This window comes from Agrobacterium sp. 22-3639C2 (assembly GCF_053522105.1).
Window position 1 is genome coordinate 849,625 of sequence record NZ_JBNWDB010000003.1, and the last position, 19,649, is coordinate 869,273.

Here is a 19,649-nt window from a genome sequence, read left to right on the forward strand (position 1 = left end):
CATGACCTTGAGCACAAACCGCATTGCCTTTCAGGGCGAATTTGGCGCGAATTCCGACATGGCATGCCGCGACATGTTCCCGGATATGGAGCCTTTGCCGTGCCCGACATTCGAGGATGCTTTCAATGCCGTCGAAAACGGCGAAGCCGATCTCGGCATGATCCCGATCGAGAACACGCTGGCCGGTCGCGTTGCAGATATCCATCATCTGCTGCCGGAATCACGCCTTCACATCATCGGTGAATATTTCATGCCGATCCGCTTCCAGCTGATGGTTATACCGGGCGTGAAGAAAGACGAGATCCGCACCGTTCACAGCCACATCCACGCGCTTGGCCAGTGCCGCAAGATCATCCGTTCCAACGGCTGGAAGCCAGTCGTTGCCGGCGATACGGCCGGAGCGGCGAGACTGGTTTCTGAAAAGGGTGATCGCAGCATGGCAGCGCTTGCACCGCGTCTTGCCGCCGGTCTCTACGGCCTTGATATCATGGCTGAAAATGTCGAGGATTCAGAAAACAACATCACCCGTTTCGTAATTCTTTCGCGCGATGAGAACTGGGCCAAACGCCAGTCCCAAGGCGAAGCACCAGATGAAACCATCGTCACGACCTTCGTGTTCAATGTCCGCAACATTCCGGCGGCGCTTTATAAGGCAATGGGCGGTTTCGCGACGAATGGCATCAACATGACGAAGCTGGAAAGCTACCAGCTCGGCGGAAGGTTCGTGGCAACGCAGTTCTATGCCGATATCGAAGGCCATCCGGATGACGAGCCGGTGCGGCACGCGCTGGACGAGCTGCGCTTCTTTTCCGAGAAGGTCCGAATTCTCGGCGTCTACAAGGGCCATGCGATGCGCGGCAAGCTCAACCAGAGCTGAGCCTGCCGCAAATCTTCATTTCGTCCATTCCACCCAGTCGCGCATCAGCCGGTGCGCGATGGCACCGCCCGGAGGCGCGGAAAAGCCCTCGCCCGCAGCAGCCTCCAGCATCGTGGCAACCTCCGCCCGCGTGAACCAGCGGCAATCCTCCAGCTCGATCTCATCGCGGGAAATATCGAACGAGAGAGCCTCGGCATAACAGCCGATCATCAGCGTGTGCGGCATCGGCCAGGGCTGGGAAGCGTGATAGCGCACGCGGCCGATTTCGACGCCGGATTCTTCATGCGTCTCGCGGCGCACGGCCTGCTCGATCGTTTCGCCCGGCTCCACGAAACCGGCGAGGCAGGAATACATGCCCGGCGCAAAATGCGCGCCGCGTCCGAGCAGGCAAAGATCGCGCTCGATATCGATCGTCATCATGATGACAACGGGATCGGTTCGGGGAAAAATGGTGTGATTGCAGGCGGCGCAGATGCGCTTGTAGCCGCCGATACGCAATTCCATCGTGCCGCCGCACCGTCCGCAGAAGCGGTTATCCGCATTCCAGTGCGTAAGGCTGACGGCCTGGGCAACCTCGCTCAGCAATTCCTCATCGAGAAGATGGTCGCGATAAAGGGTGCGGGCATCGGCCAGCTTATAGTGGCTCGCTAGCGTGTCTTCCGTGACGGCCACCGGCACCGCAATTCTCGGTTCGCCGGTTTCGCGGTATCCAAGCAGAACGGCATTGTCGAAATCCGGCTGCAATTCCGCCAGCTCATAGGCGGAAAACAGGGGATCTATGACCTGTTCGTCATGTTTCAGGACAAGCCGGTTGCCGGAGAAGGCAAAAATATGGGTGCCATCGACTTTCAGCGCATCGGCAACGCAGTCTTCCGTCCGCTTCTCGGCGAATCGGTTGAGGGCGTTCTTGGAAAAGGCTGTCAGCAGGCTTGCTTCGGGATGGGGAGCAGTGGTTTCGAAAATAGTCATTGATATCATCAGAGCGCGCCGGATATTTTTTTCATCAAGGATTCCTTTTCGCCCGGGCCATAGGGCACTGGCGTCCCGTGACCCCAGATTGGGCCGGGCCAGCAGGTGTCGCCTTCGTTGCGGGCGATAATATGGACGTGAAGTTGCCGAACGATATTGCCCAGCGCGCCGACATTGATCTTGGTGGCCCCGGTAACGTCCTTCAGCGCGGAGGCGACGAGATTGGTCTCGAACGTCAGCACGGCCTGATCGAGCGGAGTAAGATCGAACAGCTCGCTGGCGCCGCCTCTCTGTGGCACCAGCACCAGCCAGGGCCAGCGGCTGTCGTTCTGCAAACGCAGCTCGCATAGTCCCAAACGCATTACAAGCGCACTGTCGCGCGCCAGCCTGTCGTCCAGCCGGAATGTCTCCAAGGCGTCCTCCATGTTTGTTTTCATTGTGATAGCAGTTTTTTGAAGGCTTGGCTTGCATTTGCTTTCGATATTGCCGATATGTGGCCCCGGGAGGTTGGTGGTGGACGAGCCACTCGCCAACCGGGTCAGGTCCGGAAGGAAGCAGCCCTAACGAGCCAGGCACGGGTCGCCGTGCCAGCCTCCCACCCTTTTTAAATTCCGCTCAGCTTTCGCCGGGCCGGTTCAGCCTGAAAGCGGCCCCTGCGTATCGGCATGATGTGCAGACTTTAGAGGAATAGAGCGTGCCTGATGCGTCCAATGGGACGCACGGCGCTCTAGGACAAACTGGCAAAATAAACTGGCGAGGCGATGAGCGACACCTTACCCACCACATCAAGCGAATCCCAGGGCGGGACCGGCTACCGGGTACTGGCACGCAAATATCGTCCGAAGGATTTTTCCGATCTGATGGTCGGCCAGGAGCCGATGGTCCGCACGCTGACGAATGCGTTCGAGACCGGCCGCATCGCGCAGGCCTATATGCTGACCGGCGTTCGCGGTGTGGGGAAGACGACCACCGCGCGTATTCTTGCCCGTGCGCTGAACTACAAGACCGACACCATCGACAAACCGACCATCGACCTGCGTATCCCCGGCGAACATTGTCAGGCGATCATGGAAGGCCGTCATGTCGACGTGATCGAGATGGACGCCGCCTCCCATACCGGTATTGACGACATTCGCGAGATCATCGAGCAGGTGCGTTACCGCCCGGTTTCGGCGCGCTATAAAGTCTATATCATCGACGAAGTGCACATGCTCTCGACGCAGGCCTTCAACGGTCTTCTGAAGACGTTGGAAGAGCCGCCGGAGCATGTGAAATTCATCTTCGCAACCACTGAAATCCGCAAGGTTCCGATCACCGTGCTGTCGCGGTGCCAGCGCTTCGACCTGCGCCGCATCAGCGCCGCCGATCTCGTCGGCCTGTTCACTGCCATTGCCGGCAAGGAAGGTTTCGAGGCCGAACCGCAGGCGCTCTCAATGATTGCCCGCGCGGCTGAGGGTTCCGCCCGTGACGGTCTTTCCCTGCTCGATCAGGCGATCGCCCATGGCGGCGGACGCGTGGAAGCCGAGGCGGTGCGCGGCATGCTGGGTCTTGCCGACCGGGCGCGCATCGTCGATCTTTTCCAGCACATCATCAAAGGCGATGTCGCGGCGGCACTTTCGGAATTCAACGGTCAATACGAGGCAGGCGCCAACCCCGTCGTCGTGCTGAACGACCTTGCCGATTTCACTCACCTCGTCACCCGCATGAAATATGTGCCGGATGCGGCGGAAGATCCCTCGCTGTCCGAGATCGAACGCGTGCGTGGCGCGGAATTTGCCGAGACAATCGCCGTGACTGCGCTGTCGCGTATCTGGCAGATGCTGCTCAAGGGTATTCCGGAAACTGAAAATGCCTCACGTCCTGCGGGTGCGGCCGAAATGGTGTTGATCCGCCTTTCGCACGCCGCCAATCTTCCGGCACCGGAAGACGCGGCGCGACGCCTGCTCGAACTTTCCAACAGCGATGGCGGCTATTCCAATGGCGCGCCTTCGGGTGGCGGCAATGGCGGAGGTGCGCGCGCCTATTCCTCAGGACAGACAGTGGCCGCAGGAAGACCTGTGGAGCTTTCCGCCCAGAGGCCGGCAAGCTCGCAGCCTTCGACCATGCTGCGCGCCGTGCCTGACAGCCGCCCGCAGGAAATGCAGGTCGCGGCACCGAAAACCGAAGAACGGCCGGAGCCGAAGGTTCCCGTCAACTCTCTTCAGGACATTGCCGACCTGTGCCAGAAAAATCGCGATCCCGTCATGCGGGCGAAGGTTCGCAACTTCGTGCGGCTGGTGCGGCTGGAGCCGGGCCGGCTCGACATGCGCCTCGGCGATGGCGCACCCGGATCGCTCCCCGGCGAGCTTGGTGTGAAGCTGAAAGAGTGGACCGGTATCCACTGGATCGTCAGCCTTAGCAAGGAACAGGGTCAGCCGACGCTGGTTGAAGCCGAGGGGAGTGCGCGCGACGCCCGCCTCGTGGATGCGAGGCAGGACCCTGACGTGGCAGCCATTCTTCAACAGTTTCCAGGTGCAAAAATCACCGACGTGCGCATTCGCATCACCCAGCAGGACGAGCCGGACGAGATCGCCCCGCCGCCTTCGGTTGCCGAATCGAGCGAGGGCGACATCCTTCCCGGCGACGATATCGAATTTTAATACATAACAAAAACAGGAGTTTGGCACATGCGCGACATCATGGGCATGATGGGCAAGGTCAAGGAAATGCAGGCCAAGATGGAAAAGATGCAGGCGGATATCGCCGCGCTTGAAGTCGAAGGCAAGTCCGGCGGCGGTCTCGTCACCGTGAAGCTGAATGGCAAGGGCAGCCTGCTGGGCCTGAAGATCGATCCGTCTCTCTTCAAGGAAGACGACGTCGAAATTCTCGAAGACCTGATCGTCGCCGCCCACAATGACGCCAAGGAGCGCGCCGAGGCCATCACCGCTGAAAAGACCAAGGAAATCACGGCTGGCCTGCCGATCCCGCCTGGCATGAAGCTGCCGTTCTGATATTCTTACGAATTCAGACTTCCAGCATGGCGCGGAACCGGCTCGCAAGCGGGGTGCCGAGATATGCGGCACGTTCGTCCCTGGTAAGCTGCATGGGGCGGAAGCGCTTGAGAATGACCGGTATGGGCAGCTTCGTTCCCTTATAGGGCTCGAAAGCAATGCCTTCACCGGCGCTGAGCATTCCACCTTTCAGAACCCGGCAATAAAAGCCCGGCTGACCCGCCTGCCGAAAACGCGGCGCGAAGCCGGGATCGCCGAGCCGGGTTGACAGGGTGGCGCAGGGAATGCGGGCGGCGGTCACTTCCAGCACCACTTCCTCGGCTGAAAACCTGTCGCCGACATGCAGTTTTGCGCTGTCGACACCTTCCAGAACCAGATTTTCGCCGAAAAATCCTGGCTCAACCGCAAAACCCAGCGTACGCGACCAGAAATCGAGATCGACGGAGCCCATGGCGTAGATCGCCTGATCCGGCCCGCCGTGATGTTTACGATTGCAGACAGCGTCGCTGACGATGCCTTGCGCATCCACCATCACCGCGCCCTGCACGGCATGTTTGAAAATACCCGTCTTCGCCGTCTTTCCCGGCAAGGCCTTCGCCTCGCCCCGGCACACTGCCCGTATTTTCATGGACTGCCCTTCGCGCTTCATGATTCCCGTTTCCCGATTTATGCAGTAGAAAGCGCTCATGGCAAAACGAGTCACCGGTCCCGAAATCGAAAAACTGATCCAGCTGCTTGCAAAAGTGCCGGGGCTTGGGCCTCGCTCGGCGCGGCGGGCGGCGCTGCATCTCATCAAGAAGAAGGAACAGCTTCTTGGACCGCTGGGCCACGCGATGGGTGAAGCCTATGACAAGGTGAAGATCTGCTCGTGCTGCGGCAATGTCGATACCATCGATCCCTGCACGGTCTGCGCCGATGATAGACGCGACCAGTCGGTCATCATCGTGGTGGAAGACGTATCGGATCTGTGGGCGCTGGAGCGAGCAGGCGCCATGAATACCGCCTATCATGTGCTTGGAGGCACGCTGTCGCCGCTCGATGGCGTCGGGCCGGAAGATCTGAACATCAAGGGACTGATCGATCGCGTCAGCGCCGGCGGTATTCGCGAGCTCATCATCGCCGTCAATGCGACGGTGGAGGGACAGGCAACAGCCCATTACATCACCGACCGCCTGGCCGATCTCGGCATCAAGATCACCCGGCTTGCGCATGGCGTGCCTGTTGGCGGCGAGCTGGACTATCTCGACGAGGGCACATTGACGGCGGCGCTGCGCGCTCGCACAACGATCTGACGCCTTCTTTCCCTGTCCGTCACTCGAAGAGGAGACCGAATGCGAAACCGATTTGATTCTTTGTTTTGGCGCATTTCCAGACGGAAAACCGGCCTCCACTTTTCCTGGAAAAGCCTCAAGGCATTGGCCGCCATTCTTTCCGTTTTTTCAGCAACGGACGCTCTGGCGCAATCCACGCCGACAGGTGCCGCTGCTGCCCGGTACGATGCCGATTTCAATGCATGGCTGAAAAAGGAAATCTGGCCGGAAGCGCGCAAGGCGGGAATTTCGCAAAAGACGCTGGAGGCTGCGCTGAGCGGCCTTTCCATCAACTGGAGTCTGCCTGATCTCGTCATCCCCGGCCAGAAGCCGCCGAAGGAACAGAGCCAGAGCCAGGCCGAATTTTCATCGCCCGGCGCTTATTTCTCCGAAAAACGATTGCAGGGGCTTGCCGCCACCGGCCGCTCTCTGGCCGCGACGCATGCCGCCACCCTTCGCAGGATCGAAGCCAAATATGGCGTGCCCGGCGATGTCGTCGTGGCGATCTGGGGCCGCGAATCCGGTTTCGGCCGTGCGAAACTGCCGCATTCGGTTGTCGATGTGCTGGCGACGAAAGCCTATATGTCGACCCGCAAGGAGATGTTCCGCACTGAGCTGATCGATGCGCTGAAGATCGTCGAAAGCGGCGATATTGCGGCCTCGCGCATGATGGGGTCCTGGGCAGGCGCGCTCGGTCAGCCGCAATTCATGCCGTCGAGCTATCTCAAATATGCCGTTGATTTCGATGGCGACGGCCACCGCGATATCTGGAACTCCGTGCCGGACGCATTGGCATCCATAGCGAACTATCTTTCTCAGCGCGGCTGGCAGAGGGATCGCGACTGGGGCTTCGAAGTGTCTATACCCGGCAACGTCTCCTGCGCCCAAGAAGGCCCGGATCTTGCCCGGCCGATGAGTGCGTGGGCGAAGATGGGGATCACCCGCATTTCCGGAAAGGCCTTTCCATCCAATGACCTCTCCGCCGACGGCATGATGCTTGTGCCGGCCGGGCGGCACGGGCCGGAATTCGTGGTGACGCCGAATTTCTACGTCATCAAGGAATACAATAATTCCGATCTCTACGCGCTGTTCATCGGCAATCTCGCCGACCGCATCTCCCATGGGGCTGGGCCGTTCAAGGGCGAATGGGGCAATGTCGGATCGATGTTGCGCTCCGACGTTCTTGCCATGCAGAAGGCACTGGTCGCCAAGGGCTATGATGTCGGCAAGGCGGACGGGCTGGCCGGCTTCAAGACACGCCGGTCACTGGGCGACTGGCAGGCGAAAAACGGTCTGTCACCGACCTGCTTTCCCGATGCTACGCTGAAAGCGAAGCTGAAATAGCAGCTTACTGGCGACGTGTGAAAACCTCTCCTCCGTCATGCACGGGCTTGTCCCGAGCATGACATCGCCACTACTTAGCCTTATCGTCTCTCAATGCTGGTCCGTATGCGGCTTGTGGAAGATATCGTCGGTCGGCGGAATGGTCTGCCGCTCGATCATCCGGTGCACGCGGGGCCGTGTCTTGCCGCGATGAAGGGCCAGCAGCCGGTCCCAGGCTTCCGCATCCGCCTGGGTGCGGCGGTGGTTGTGGCGGACATATTCCACCCAGGTCAGTACATGGTAGCTTTCCGTCCAGATATCTGGATTTTCCAGATCACGCATCAGGTTCCAGTTGCGCGCGCCGTCGCGCAGACGGATGCGGCGACGCTCGGCCATCAACGGCAGGAATTCGCCGAGATCCTCGTCATGAATTTCATAGTCTATGAGAATGGCAATCGGCCCGCTGCGCGGCTTGATATCGAGCCTTAGCGGCGGCTCGACGAAACGGTTGAGCGGATCGAGATTGAGTGAAGCAAAAGCGGGCATGGCGAGTTTGAGGCCGACGACGACGCCCAGCAGCATCAGCACGCACGAACCGAGAAGCGAATAGGAAATACCGTAATCTTCCGCCAGCTCGCCCCACAGCCAACTGCCGACGGCAATGCCGCCGAAGGTCAGCGTCTGGTAAAGCGACAGCGCCCGGCCCACCACCCAGCGCGGGGCAGAAAGCTGGACGATGGTGTTGAACAGGGAAAGCGCCAGAACCCAGCAGGCACCGGCAATAGTCAAAACAAGCGAGGTTACGATCGCGTTCGTGCTGACCGCCGTCACGCCGGAACTGAAAGCGAAGCCCAAAAAGGCGACACGCACGATCCATTCGCTGGACAGAACCTCGCGAAGTCTGGCGCTGACGAGCGCGCCGCCGATAGCGCCGACACCGAACGCACCCAGCATGACGCCGTAGGTCAGCGGGCCACCCTCGACCAGATCGCGGGCAACGATCGGCATCAGCGCCAGGATGGCGCTGGCGGAAAGGCCGAAGAGAAAGCCACGCACCAGAACCTTGCCGATATTCGGCGACATCGCCACATAACGCATCCCGGCCGATATGGCGGCAAGAAGCTGCTCACGCGGCAAGGTCGAGGCATATTTGGGCGGCTGCCAGCGAACCAGCGCGTAGATGAGGGCAAAATAGCTGAGCGCGTTCACGAAAAACGCGGCCGCGGCGCCGGCGGCAGCGACGATGATGCCGCCGATGGCAGGACCGACGCTGCGGGTGATGTTGAAGCCCACGCTGTTCAGCGTCACGGCGGCGGGCAAATCCTCACGCGGCACCATTTCGCCGACGGACGCCTGCCAGGACGGATTGTTGAGCGCCGTGCCACAGCCGATCATGAAGGTGAAGAAGAGCAGCAACCACGGAGTGAGCCAGCCGGACCAGGCAAAAACCGTCAGCAGCACGGAAGCCGTCAGCATCAGGATCTGAGCGGAAATCATGATGCGGCGGCGGTCGAAACTATCGGCCAATGCGCCTGAAATCAGCGAAAACATCATGATCGGCAGCGAGGTGGAGGCCTGTACCAGCGCGATCATGTTTTCGGAACTCGACAGCGAGGTCATCATCCACGCGGCGCCAACCGCCTGGATCAGACCGCCGAAATTCGAGGCAAGGCTCGCGATCCAGATTCGTCTGTAAGTCAAATGCCTTAAAGGCGCGAGTGGCGATTTACGGTCAGGCACGATCAGTCCACTTGATGCAACTGCGATTTGTCAAACGGCAACTATAGACAGTGCCGGAAATCATGCCACCCTTTCCGACACGGTGAAGGTGAAAATGTGGCCGCAGCCGTGACTGAAGCGCCCTGCCCGCGAAAACCTTGCAATCCTGCCCTGATGGGTCTATATGACCTTTGAAATTCTTGATCGCTTGATGAAGAGTGGGGCCGCAAGGCTCCGCTCTTTTTCGTTAGGCGAACCGGAAACCACGGGCTGAGCGCCCGGTGAAAATCTAAAGACCGGAAGGCCAGATGGCAGACACCGTACATGAACCGCGACTGATAACCGAAACGGGAATCGACCAGCGCATCGCCGAAATCATCGAGCCTGTTTTGACGGGCATGGGATATCTTCTGGTGCGCGTGCGGCTCTCCAACCAGAACGGCATGACCCTGCAGGTGATGGCCGAGCGGGAAGACGGCACCATGACCGTCGAGGGCTGCGAAGCCGTGTCAATGGCGATTTCACCGGTTCTTGATGTGGAAGATCCGGTCGATAAGGCGTATCATCTCGAAGTTTCCTCGCCCGGCATCGACCGGCCGATGGTTCGCAAGTCGGATTTCACCCGTTGGCAGGGCCATCTGGTGAAGGCCGAAACCTCCATTCTGGTCGAAAACCGCAAGCGGTTTCGCGGCAAGATCGTCGAGGTGGATGCGGACGGCTTCAAGCTGGAACGCGACCAGATCGCCTATGGCGACGAACCGACAGTCACCATTCCGTTCAGCGCGCTTTCCGATGCGAAGCTCATTCTGACGGACGACCTTATTCGTGATGCGCTGCGGGCAGACAAGGCGGCAAAGGCCGCCGCCGCAAACCAGAACGACGAAAACGAAGCAGACGAAGACTAATTCCAACGTAAAAGCCCGGAAAACGGGTGATCCCCGCAATTATGCGACTTACGGAGACAAAAAAATGGCAGTGAGTGCTAACCGGCTTGAGCTTCTGCAGATCGCCGATGCTGTGGCGCGCGAAAAGGTCATCGACCGCGAAATCGTGCTTGCCGCAATGGCCGACGCTATCCAGAAAGCCGCCCGCTCGCGCTATGGTTCGGAAACCAACATTCGCGCCGACATCAACTCCAAGACCGGCGAAATCCGCCTGCAGCGTCTTCTGGAAGTGGTAGAGACGGCCGAAGACTATTCGACCCAGATTCCGCTCGAACTTGCCCGCGACCGCAACCCGGACGCCAAGCTCGGCGATTTCATCGCCGATCCGCTGCCGCCGATGGATTTCGGCCGTATCGCTGCACAGTCCGCCAAGCAGGTCATCGTTCAGAAGGTGCGCGAAGCAGAACGCGACCGTCAGTATGACGAGTTCAAGGATCGCATCGGCGAAATCGTCAACGGCACCGTCAAGCGCGTCGAATACGGCAATGTCATCGTCGATCTGGGCCGTGGCGAAGGCATCATCCGTCGCGACGAGATGATTCCGCGGGAAAACATGCGTTATGGCGACCGTGTACGCGCTTACGTCTACGACGTTCGCCGCGAGCAGCGTGGCCCGCAGATTTTCCTGTCGCGTACACATCCGCAGTTCATGGTGAAGCTGTTCACCATGGAAGTTCCTGAAATCTACGACGGCATCATCCAGATCAAGTCGGTTGCCCGTGACCCCGGTTCCCGCGCCAAGATCGCCGTCATCTCGAACGACTCGTCGATCGATCCGGTCGGCGCCTGCGTCGGTATGCGCGGTTCGCGCGTTCAGGCCGTTGTCGGCGAATTGCAGGGCGAAAAGATCGACATCATTCCGTGGAGCCAGGAGCCGGCATCCTTCATCGTCAATGCCCTGCAGCCCGCTGAAGTGGCCAAGGTCGTTCTGGACGAAGAATCCGAGCGCATCGAGGTTGTGGTTCCCGACGAGCAGCTTTCGCTCGCCATCGGCCGCCGCGGCCAGAACGTACGTCTGGCATCGCAGCTGACCGGCTGGGATATCGACATCATGACCGAGCAGGAAGAATCCGAGCGTCGCCAGAAGGAATTCAACGAGCGCACGGCACTCTTCATGGACGCCCTCGACGTTGACGAGATGGTTGGTCAGGTTCTGGCTTCCGAAGGCTTCGCGCAGGTTGAAGAACTTGCGTATGTCGATCTCGGAGAAATTTCCTCGATCGACGGCTTCGACGATGACACCGCCGATGAAATCCAGACCCGCGCCCGCGAATATCTGGAACGCCTGGAAGCCGAAATGGACGCCAAGCGCAAGGAACTCGGCGTTGCCGACGAGCTGCGCCAGATCGAAGGCCTGACCTCGCAGATGATGGTCGCCCTTGGTGAAGACGGTATCAAGACCATCGAGGACTTTGCCGGTTGCGCCGCAGACGATCTGGTCGGCTGGAGCGAACGCAAGGACGGCGAGACGAAGAAGTTCGAAGGCATCTTCTCCAAGCTCGACGTATCGCGCGTCGAAGCTGAGAACATGGTTGTGCAGGCCCGTCTTCTGGCAGGCTGGATCACGGCCGAGGATCTGGCTTCCGAAGAAGAAGTCGATGCGGAAGCTACTGAGGAGGCGGATACCGCCGAACAGGAATGACATCGCAGGTGCATGAGCCGGACGAGCTGCCCGAAACCGATGAGGACGGGCGGCTGGAAGGCAACGTCAATGGACGTATGTGCATTGTGACAAGGCAGAGCGGATCTCCAGACGAGTTGATCCGCTTCGTCGCAGGGCCGGACGGCAACGTCGTTCCGGACCTGAAACGCCAATTGCCGGGGCGCGGATGCTGGGTAAAACCGGAGCGCGCCCTGATAGAGAAAGCCATCGCGAAGAAGATCTTCGCACGGGCACTCAAACGCGACGTCAAGGCCGGGCCGGAGCTTCTCGCTCTTCTCGACCGGCTGATGTCGCAGCAGCTTGCCGGAATGATGAACATGGCGCGCAAGGCGGGTCAGTTCATCAGCGGCGCGACGAAAGTCGATGCCGCCGTCCGTTCGGGGAATGCGATTGCCGTGTTCCACGCAACCGATGCCGCGGCAGACGGCGTGCGAAAACTGGACCAGGCCCGCAAGGCCTGGGAGCTCGGCAGCGATGCCGGCAATGAAATTCCGTCCTTCCGGCTCTTTAGCGAAGCCGAAATGGACGAGTTGATGGGCCAGAATGCTTTTATCCATGCTTGCGCGCTTGCGGGGCAGGCGGGTGAGGGTGTAGTGAAGCGCGCAAAGATGCTTAAGCAGTACCGCCTTGGCGGTCAGCCTGAGGCGGAACGCGACGCTGCCCGGACAGTACAATGACGCGGTTGCCAAACATGAACGGCCGCCGCGTTCCGATGCAGCAATTGAACGACGAGACCTGATGGATGTCATCCGGTTCTCGTCCGTAGGAACGGGAACGGAATGACCGACAACAACGACGACAAGACACTCAATGCGCCGGCCAAGAAGACTCTTACCCTGAAACCGGGCGGGATGAATCAGGGCACCGTGCGGCAGGACATGGGTCGAGGTCGCACCAACGCGGTTGTCGTGGAAACACGCAAGCGCCGCCCCCTGCGTCCCGAAGACGAGAAGCCGGTTCAGCCTGTCGTGGCGGCAGCTCCGGCGCCGAAGCCGGCAGCGCCTGCCCCTTCGGCACCGCGTCCGCAGGCCCCACAGCAACGCATTCAACAGCCGAGCAACCAACAGCAGCGTCCGGGTTCTTCCCATTCGCAGCAGCGCCCCGGCTCGTCCGCACCGCAGCAGCGCCAGCCTGACCGTCCGCGTGGCAACGTTCTGCACGACCTGTCCGCAGGCGAGATGGAAGCCCGCCGCCGTGCGCTGATAGAAGCGCAGGCTCGCGATGTTATCGAAGCCAAGCAGCGCGCCGAAGACGAAGCCCGCCGCAAGGTGGAAGAAGAACAACGCATCGCCGCTGAAAAGATCGAAGCCGAAAACCGCGCTGCCGAAGAGGCTGCTGCGGCAAAGATCGCTGCGAGCCAGCCTGTTACGGAAGCGAAATCCGATCTGTCCGGCGAAAAGCCGGCTGCGGCCGCTGCGCCGGCGCCACGCGCTGACGCCCGTCCCCAGCCTGTTGCTCCCCGTTCCGCTCCCGCCACGCCCGATGCCGCCGCTCCCCGTGGACGCCGCACCGGTGGCGACGACGAGGACGATCGCGGCGCAGTCCGTCGTGGCAGCAGCCTTCCGGCTCGTGGCAAGGTCGTGGCTCCGGTTCCGGCCAAGCCTGCAGCCCGCCTGAAGACCGAAGAAGAGCGCCGTCGTGGCAAGCTGACCGTGACCGCCGCCAATCTGGAAGAAGATGGTACGCCGCGTGGCCGCTCCATGGCATCCATGCGCCGCCGCCAGGAGAAATTCCGTCGCAGCCAGATGCAGGAAACCCGCGAAAAGGTTCTGCGCGAAGTCATCCTGCCGGAAACCATCACCATTCAGGAACTGTCGCAGCGTATGTCCGAGCGCGCCGTTGACGTCATCAAGTTCCTGATGAGGGAAGGCCAGATGCTGAAGCCGGGCGACGTGATCGACGCCGATCTGGCGGAACTGATCGCGGTCGAATTCGGCCATACGGTCAAGCGCGTTTCCGAATCCGACGTTGAAGAGGGTCTCTTCAACAAGGCTGACGATGAAGGCGAGATGGTTTCCCGTCCGCCGGTCGTGACCATCATGGGCCACGTCGACCACGGCAAGACCTCGCTGCTCGACGCTATCCGTCAGGCGAATGTCGTTGCTGGCGAGGCCGGTGGCATCACCCAGCATATCGGCGCCTATCAGGTCGAAAAGAACGGTCAGAAGATCACCTTCATCGACACCCCCGGCCACGCCGCCTTTACGGCAATGCGTGCCCGTGGTGCGCAGGCAACCGACATCGCCGTGCTGGTTGTTGCAGCCGACGACAGCGTGATGCCGCAGACGATCGAGTCAATCAACCATGCGAAGGCGGCCGGTGTTCCGATCGTCGTTGCGATCAACAAGATCGACAAGCACGAGGCAAACCCTGAAAAGGTTCGCCAGCAGCTGCTGCAGCACGAAGTGTTCGTGGAATCGATGGGTGGTGAAGTTCTTGATGTCGAAGTGTCGGCCAAGAACAAGCTCAACCTCGACAAGCTGCTCGAAGCGATCCTGCTTCAGGCAGAAATCCTCGATCTCAAGGCGGATCCAAGCCGCACTGCGGAAGGCACGGTCATCGAAGCCGAGCTGGACCGTGGACGTGGTGCCGTCGCGACCGTTCTCGTGCAGAAGGGTACACTGAAGCCCGGCCAGATCATCGTTGCCGGCGATCAGTGGGGCCGTGTGCGCGCGCTCGTCAACGACAAGGGCGACCATGTCAAGGAAGCCGGTCCGGCCATGCCGGTCGAAATCCTCGGCCTTTCCGGTACGCCGTCGGCCGGTGACCGTTTTGCGGTTGTCGAAAACGAAGGTCGTGCTCGCGAGATCTCCGAATACCGCCAGCGTCTGGCTCGCGACAAGGCTGTCGCCCGTCAAACCGGTCAGCGCGGCTCGCTGGAACAGATGATGAGCCAGTTGCAGACTTCGGGATTGAAGGAATTCCCGCTGGTCATCAAGGCGGACGTGCAAGGTTCGGTCGAAGCCATTATCGCTTCGCTCGACAAGCTCGGCACAGACGAAGTCCGCGCTCGTGTCGTTCACTCTGGTGCTGGTGCCATCACGGAATCGGATATCTCGCTTGCCGAGGCATCGAACGCCGCGATCATCGGCTTCAACGTTCGCGCCAACGCACAGGCACGTACGGCGTCCGAACGCGCCGGTATCGAAATCCGCTACTACAACATCATCTACGATCTGGTGGATGACGTGAAGGCGGCGATGTCGGGTCTGCTTTCGCCGGAACGTCGCGAGACCTTCCTCGGCAATGCCGAAATCCTCGAGGTGTTCAACATCACCAAGGTCGGTAAGGTCGCGGGTTGCCGCGTCGTCGAGGGCAAGGTGGAACGTGGTGCGGGTGTGCGTCTGGTGCGCGACAACGTCGTTATCCACGAAGGCAAGCTCAAGACCCTCAAGCGCTTCAAGGACGAAGTCAACGAAGTGCCTGTTGGTCAGGAGTGCGGTATGGCCTTCGAGAATTACGAAGACATTCGCGCCGGCGACACCATCGAGTGCTTCCGCGTCGAACACATCACGAGAACGCTCTAAGCGTCTCGCCGCAAAACAGGACTTTTCTGTCGGGCGCCGGCTTCACCGGCGCTCGCTCCGTTTGAGGCATTACCCATGGCAAAAGCAACATCATCGGCCCCTTCGCAACGCATGCTGCGTGTTGGCGAACAGGTGCGCGCCGCACTGACCCAAATTCTCCAGCGCGGTGAAGTCCGCGACGATCTGATCGAAGGCACCGTCATTTCCATTTCGGAAGTGCGCATGTCACCCGATCTCAAGATCGCGACCGCCTATGTGACGCCGCTTGGCGTTGCGGATCATACCGACATCATCACGGCGCTCAACCGCCATGCCAAGTTCATGCGCGGCCGCCTCGGCCCGCAGCTGCGGCAGATGAAGTACATGCCGGAACTGCGTTTCCGCGACGATACGAGTTTCGACAACTATCAGAAGATCGACGCACTCCTGCGGTCACCGGAGGTGCAGCGCGATCTGGGACCTTCGAACGAAAAAGACGACGAACAGAACTGAAGCATGTCCAAACCACGCAAACAGCAGAACCGCAAACCCAAGGGCCGCCCGATTTCGGGCTGGCTCATTCTCGACAAGCCGCTCGATTTCGGCTCAACCGAAGCCGTTTCCAAGATCAAATGGCTGTTCAACGCCCAGAAGGCAGGTCACGCCGGAACACTCGACCCCTTGGCGTCCGGCATGCTGCCGATTGCCCTCGGTGACGCCACAAAGACCGTTCCTTACGTCATGGACGGCCGGAAAATCTACGAGTTTACCGTCACCTGGGGTGAAGAACGCGCAACCGACGATCTGGAAGGCGAGGTAGTCAACTCCTCCGACCAGCGCCCGGACGAACAGGCGATCCGCGATATTCTGCCCAATTATACCGGCGTGATCATGCAGACGCCGCCGCAGTTTTCCGCCATCAAGATTGCCGGTGAGCGGGCCTATGATCTGGCGCGTGAAGGCGAAACGGTGGAGATTCCCGCGCGCGAGGTGGAAATTCACCGCCTGACGCTGCTCGCCTGCCCCGACGCTGACACCGCTCATTTCGAAGTGGAATGTGGCAAGGGTACCTATGTGCGGGCGCTTGCGCGCGACATGGGCCGGGATCTCGGTTGTTTCGGTCATATTTCGCAATTGCGCCGTACCATGGTCGCGCCATTCGGCGAGGACATGATGGTACCGCTCGAAACCTTGACGGCGCTCGAAGCCATCGAAGACCGCGACGAGCGGCTTGAAGCGCTCGATGCTTTTCTGATCAACACGGCGGAAGCGCTTTCATCCCTTCCCCACCTCATCATCAATGATGATCAGGCACACCGGCTGAAGATGGGCAATCCGATCCTGCTGCGCGGGCGTGATGCGCCGGCCAATCACCCGGAGGCCTATGCCACTGCGCATGGCAAGCTCATTGCCATCGGCGAGATCGGCGAGGGCGAATTCCGGCCGAAGCGCGTTTTCGGTTGAGACGAGCCTTGAGGGGCGGCGTCAATCGCCTCTTTCAATTGTACCCGGAATAGTTTATAGGCAGCGCCAGCTTGGGCTTTGCCTATGCTGCCGAATGGCCAGAGCTGGACGACATCCCGGCTCTAGGCGTCCCATTTTTCCTTAAAATAGAAAGGATCGTCCGATGTCGATTACTGCAGAGCGCAAAGCCGCCCTCATCAAGGAATATGCAACGAACGAAGGCGACACCGGTTCTCCGGAAGTTCAGGTCGCTATTCTGACCGAGCGGATCAACAACCTGACCGGTCACTTCAAGGACCACAAGAAGGACAACCACTCCCGTCGTGGCCTTCTGACGCTGGTTTCGAGCCGCCGTTCGCTTCTCGACTATCTGAAGAAGAAGGACGAAGCCCGTTACAGCAAGCTGATCGGTGCTCTCGGCATTCGCCGCTAAAACCTTATCCGGCGGGTTTCGCAACGATACCCGCCGGTTTTTATATCTGGCCTTTTGAAGGTCATCTTCAATTTCCGGGCGTTCGCCATAGATGTGGCCCCCGGACGATAAGGCAGCCCCGGATGGGCCGGTGCAGCCTTTTCAACCGCAGACCTGTCATGGGGCAGGATTGCCGGATGCTTGCACCTTGAAAGCCTCCGGCTGTCTTGCCCGTGATTGCGTCGTTCGTTGCCCCCTCGCAAGGCGGGCATACACAAACAAGGACAAGATATGTTCAATAAACACTCCGTGGAAATCGAATGGGCTGGCCGCCCGCTGAAGCTCGAGACAGGCAAGGTTGCCCGTCAGGCTGACGGCGCCGTCATCGCAACCTACGGCGAGACGATGGTTCTTGCGACGGTGGTTTCCGCAAAGTCTCCGAAGCCTGGACAGGACTTCTTCCCGCTCACCGTGAACTACCAGGAAAAGACCTACGCAGCCGGCAAGATCCCCGGCGGCTATTTCAAGCGCGAAGGCCGTCCGTCGGAAAAGGAAACGCTGGTTTCCCGCCTGATCGACCGTCCGATCCGCCCGCTGTTTCCTGAAGGCTACAAGAACGACACGCAGGTTGTCGTAACGGTCATTCAGCACGACCTCGAAAATGACCCGGACGTTCTGTCGATGGTTGCCGCATCCGCTGCGCTCACACTGTCTGGCATTCCTTTCATGGGCCCGGTCGGCGGCGCGCGCGTTGGTTACATCAACGGCGAATATGTTCTGAACCCGCATCTTGATGAGATGGATGAATCGGTTCTGGATCTGGTTGTTGCCGGCACGCAGGACGCCGTCCTGATGGTGGAGTCGGAAGCCAAGGAACTCAACGAAGACGTCATGCTCGGCGCCGTCATGTTCGGCCATCGCGGCTTCCAGCCGGTTATCGACGCGATCATCAAGCTCGCTGAAGTTGCCGCCAAGGAACCGCGCGAATTCGAACCGGAAGATTTCTCCGCACTCGAAAACGAAATGCTCGGCCTTGCCGAAACCGAACTGCGCACCGCCTACAAGATCACCGAAAAGGCTGCCCGTTACGCCGCCGTCGACGCCGTAAAGGCGAAGGTCAAGGCTCACTTCCTGCCGGAAGAAGGCGAAGCGAAGTATAGCCCTGAAGAAATCGGCGCTGTCTTCAAGCACCTTCAGGCGAAGATCGTTCGCTGGAACGTTCTCGACACCAAGAGCCGCATCGATGGCCGCGACCTGTCGACCGTTCGTCCGATCGTTTCGGAAGTTGGCATCCTGCCGCGTACGCACGGCTCGGCGCTGTTCACCCGTGGTGAAACCCAGGCGATCGTTGTTGCGACGCTCGGCACCGGCGAAGACGAACAGTATGTCGACAGCCTGACCGGCATGTACAAGGAACGTTTCCTTCTGCATTACAACTTCCCGCCCTACTCGGTCGGTGAAACGGGCCGTATGGGTTCCCCGGGCCGTCGCGAAATCGGTCACGGCAAGCTCGCATGGCGCGCTATCCGTCCGATGCTGCCGACTGCGGAACAGTTCCCCTACACGCTGCGCGTCGTTTCCGAAATCACCGAGTCCAACGGCTCTTCGTCGATGGCAACGGTTTGCGGCACCTCGCTTGCACTGATGGACGCTGGCGTACCGCTGGCCAAGCCAGTTGCCGGTATCGCCATGGGCCTTATCCTTGAAGGCGAGCGCTTTGCGGTTCTCTCCGACATTCTGGGTGACGAAGATCACCTCGGCGATATGGACTTCAAGGTTGCAGGTACTGCCGACGGCATCACCTCGCTGCAGATGGACATCAAGATCGCCGGTATCACCGAAGAGATCATGAAGATCGCTCTGGAGCAGGCACAGGGTGGCCGCAAGCACATCCTCGGCGAGATGGCGAATGCCATCACCGAGAGCCGCGGCCAGCTTGGCGAATTCGCACCGCGCATCGAAGTGATGAACATTCCGGTCGACAAGATCCGTGAAGTCATCGGTTCGGGCGGCAAGGTCATCCGCGAAATCGTCGAAAAGACCGGCGCCAAGATCAACATCGAAGACGATGGCACCGTCAAGATCGCTTCTGCTTCCGGCAAGGAAATCGAAGCGGCCCGCAAGTGGATCCATTCGATCGTTGCAGAACCGGAAGTCGGCCAGATCTACGAAGGTACGGTCGTCAAAACCGCTGACTTCGGCGCTTTCGTCAACTTCTTCGGCGCCCGCGACGGCCTCGTTCACATCTCGCAGCTCGCTTCCGAGCGTGTCGCCAAGACCTCCGACGTCGTCAAGGAAGGCGACAAGGTCTGGGTCAAGCTGATGGGCTTCGACGAGCGTGGCAAGGTTCGCCTGTCCATGAAGGTTGTCGACCAGGCAACCGGCAAGGAAGTTGCCGCAGACAAGAAGAAGGAAGATGGCGAAGCCGCTGCCGAATAAGGCAGCCTCGCCAGACCCTATCGAGGCGCGGGT

General features: G+C 60.1%; 17 protein-coding genes and 1 other RNA gene. 14 read left to right on the plus strand and 4 right to left on the minus strand.

The features are described 5' to 3' along the window. Position 1 precedes the first annotated feature (1 nt). Positions 2–877 (plus strand): prephenate dehydratase, encoded by an 876-nt coding sequence (locus tag ACQZ6D_RS17155; RefSeq protein ID WP_025592029.1) that lies wholly within the window; start codon positions 2–4, stop codon positions 875–877. A gap of 15 nt (positions 878–892) precedes the next feature. On the opposite strand, the gene nudC is transcribed toward ACQZ6D_RS17155, so the two are convergent. Both nudC and ACQZ6D_RS17165 read right to left on the minus strand, forming a co-directional pair. Beyond that, on the minus strand, positions 893–1,855 hold the full coding sequence (nudC, locus tag ACQZ6D_RS17160; protein ID WP_003514323.1) for an NAD(+) diphosphatase: 963 nt from the start codon (positions 1,853–1,855) through the stop codon (positions 893–895). Continuing rightward, entirely contained in the window at positions 1,855–2,283 is a 429-nt protein-coding gene (locus ACQZ6D_RS17165; RefSeq protein WP_161986907.1) for an HIT domain-containing protein, read from the minus strand. Before ACQZ6D_RS17165 ends, nudC begins: the two co-directional genes overlap by 1 nt. Before the next feature lie 65 nt (positions 2,284–2,348). On the opposite strand from ACQZ6D_RS17165, the gene ffs reads away from it, so the two are divergent. The 3 genes from ffs to ACQZ6D_RS17180 all read left to right on the plus strand — a co-directional run bounded on the left by ffs (position 2,349) and on the right by ACQZ6D_RS17180 (position 4,836). Beyond that, positions 2,349–2,445: signal recognition particle sRNA small type (ffs, locus tag ACQZ6D_RS17170), an RNA gene on the plus strand. 162 nt (positions 2,446–2,607) lie between these two features. Further along, the gene (locus ACQZ6D_RS17175) at positions 2,608–4,485 is read left to right on the plus strand and encodes a DNA polymerase III subunit gamma/tau (protein WP_065703582.1); all 1,878 of its coding nucleotides are present in this window, start codon (positions 2,608–2,610) and stop codon (positions 4,483–4,485) included. A gap of 27 nt (positions 4,486–4,512) precedes the next feature. Then, complete coding sequence (locus ACQZ6D_RS17180) at positions 4,513–4,836, plus strand: YbaB/EbfC family nucleoid-associated protein (RefSeq protein ID WP_003514318.1); 324 nt, start codon at positions 4,513–4,515, stop codon at positions 4,834–4,836. A gap of 13 nt (positions 4,837–4,849) precedes the next feature. Here ACQZ6D_RS17180 and ACQZ6D_RS17185 read toward each other — a convergent pair whose 3' ends face one another. Continuing rightward, positions 4,850–5,485, minus strand: coding sequence for an MOSC domain-containing protein (locus ACQZ6D_RS17185; protein WP_065703580.1), 636 nt, complete (start codon positions 5,483–5,485; stop codon positions 4,850–4,852). 37 nt (positions 5,486–5,522) lie between these two features. On the opposite strand from ACQZ6D_RS17185, the gene recR reads away from it, so the two are divergent. Both recR and ACQZ6D_RS17195 read left to right on the plus strand, forming a co-directional pair. Beyond that, entirely contained in the window at positions 5,523–6,128 is a 606-nt protein-coding gene (gene recR, locus ACQZ6D_RS17190; protein ID WP_003514308.1) for a recombination mediator RecR, read from the plus strand. Between the two features lie 123 nt (positions 6,129–6,251). Then, complete coding sequence (locus tag ACQZ6D_RS17195) at positions 6,252–7,490, plus strand: lytic murein transglycosylase (RefSeq protein ID WP_376908882.1); 1,239 nt, start codon at positions 6,252–6,254, stop codon at positions 7,488–7,490. A gap of 90 nt (positions 7,491–7,580) precedes the next feature. Here ACQZ6D_RS17195 and ACQZ6D_RS17200 read toward each other — a convergent pair whose 3' ends face one another. Beyond that, entirely contained in the window at positions 7,581–9,209 is a 1,629-nt protein-coding gene (locus ACQZ6D_RS17200; protein WP_076843882.1) for an MFS transporter, read from the minus strand. 287 nt (positions 9,210–9,496) lie between these two features. Here ACQZ6D_RS17200 and rimP point away from each other — a divergent pair, with 287 nt between their 5' ends. From rimP to pnp, 8 genes are all read left to right on the plus strand, one after another. Beyond that, positions 9,497–10,093, plus strand: a complete 597-nt coding sequence (rimP, locus tag ACQZ6D_RS17205) for a ribosome maturation factor RimP (RefSeq protein ID WP_003514299.1) — start codon at positions 9,497–9,499, stop codon at positions 10,091–10,093. Positions 10,094–10,157: 64 nt separating this feature from the next. Beyond that, complete coding sequence (gene nusA / locus ACQZ6D_RS17210) at positions 10,158–11,774, plus strand: transcription termination factor NusA (protein ID WP_003514298.1); 1,617 nt, start codon at positions 10,158–10,160, stop codon at positions 11,772–11,774. Beyond that, positions 11,771–12,472: an RNA-binding protein gene (locus ACQZ6D_RS17215; RefSeq protein WP_003514297.1), complete on the plus strand. Its 702-nt coding sequence runs from the start codon at positions 11,771–11,773 to the stop codon at positions 12,470–12,472. Before nusA ends, ACQZ6D_RS17215 begins: the two co-directional genes overlap by 4 nt. A gap of 102 nt (positions 12,473–12,574) precedes the next feature. Then, the gene (gene infB / locus ACQZ6D_RS17220) at positions 12,575–15,322 is read left to right on the plus strand and encodes a translation initiation factor IF-2 (RefSeq protein ID WP_448729841.1); all 2,748 of its coding nucleotides are present in this window, start codon (positions 12,575–12,577) and stop codon (positions 15,320–15,322) included. Positions 15,323–15,397: 75 nt separating this feature from the next. Beyond that, entirely contained in the window at positions 15,398–15,814 is a 417-nt protein-coding gene (gene rbfA / locus ACQZ6D_RS17225) for a 30S ribosome-binding factor RbfA (RefSeq protein ID WP_003507167.1), read from the plus strand. 3 nt (positions 15,815–15,817) lie between these two features. Continuing rightward, positions 15,818–16,765: a tRNA pseudouridine(55) synthase TruB gene (gene truB, locus ACQZ6D_RS17230; protein WP_065703578.1), complete on the plus strand. Its 948-nt coding sequence runs from the start codon at positions 15,818–15,820 to the stop codon at positions 16,763–16,765. 163 nt (positions 16,766–16,928) lie between these two features. Continuing rightward, a complete protein-coding gene (rpsO, locus tag ACQZ6D_RS17235; protein WP_003514294.1) occupies positions 16,929–17,198 on the plus strand; it encodes a 30S ribosomal protein S15 in 270 nt (89 codons plus the stop codon). Between the two features lie 270 nt (positions 17,199–17,468). Further along, entirely contained in the window at positions 17,469–19,616 is a 2,148-nt protein-coding gene (gene pnp / locus ACQZ6D_RS17240; RefSeq protein WP_003514278.1) for a polyribonucleotide nucleotidyltransferase, read from the plus strand. Positions 19,617–19,649: the final 33 nt, after the last annotated feature.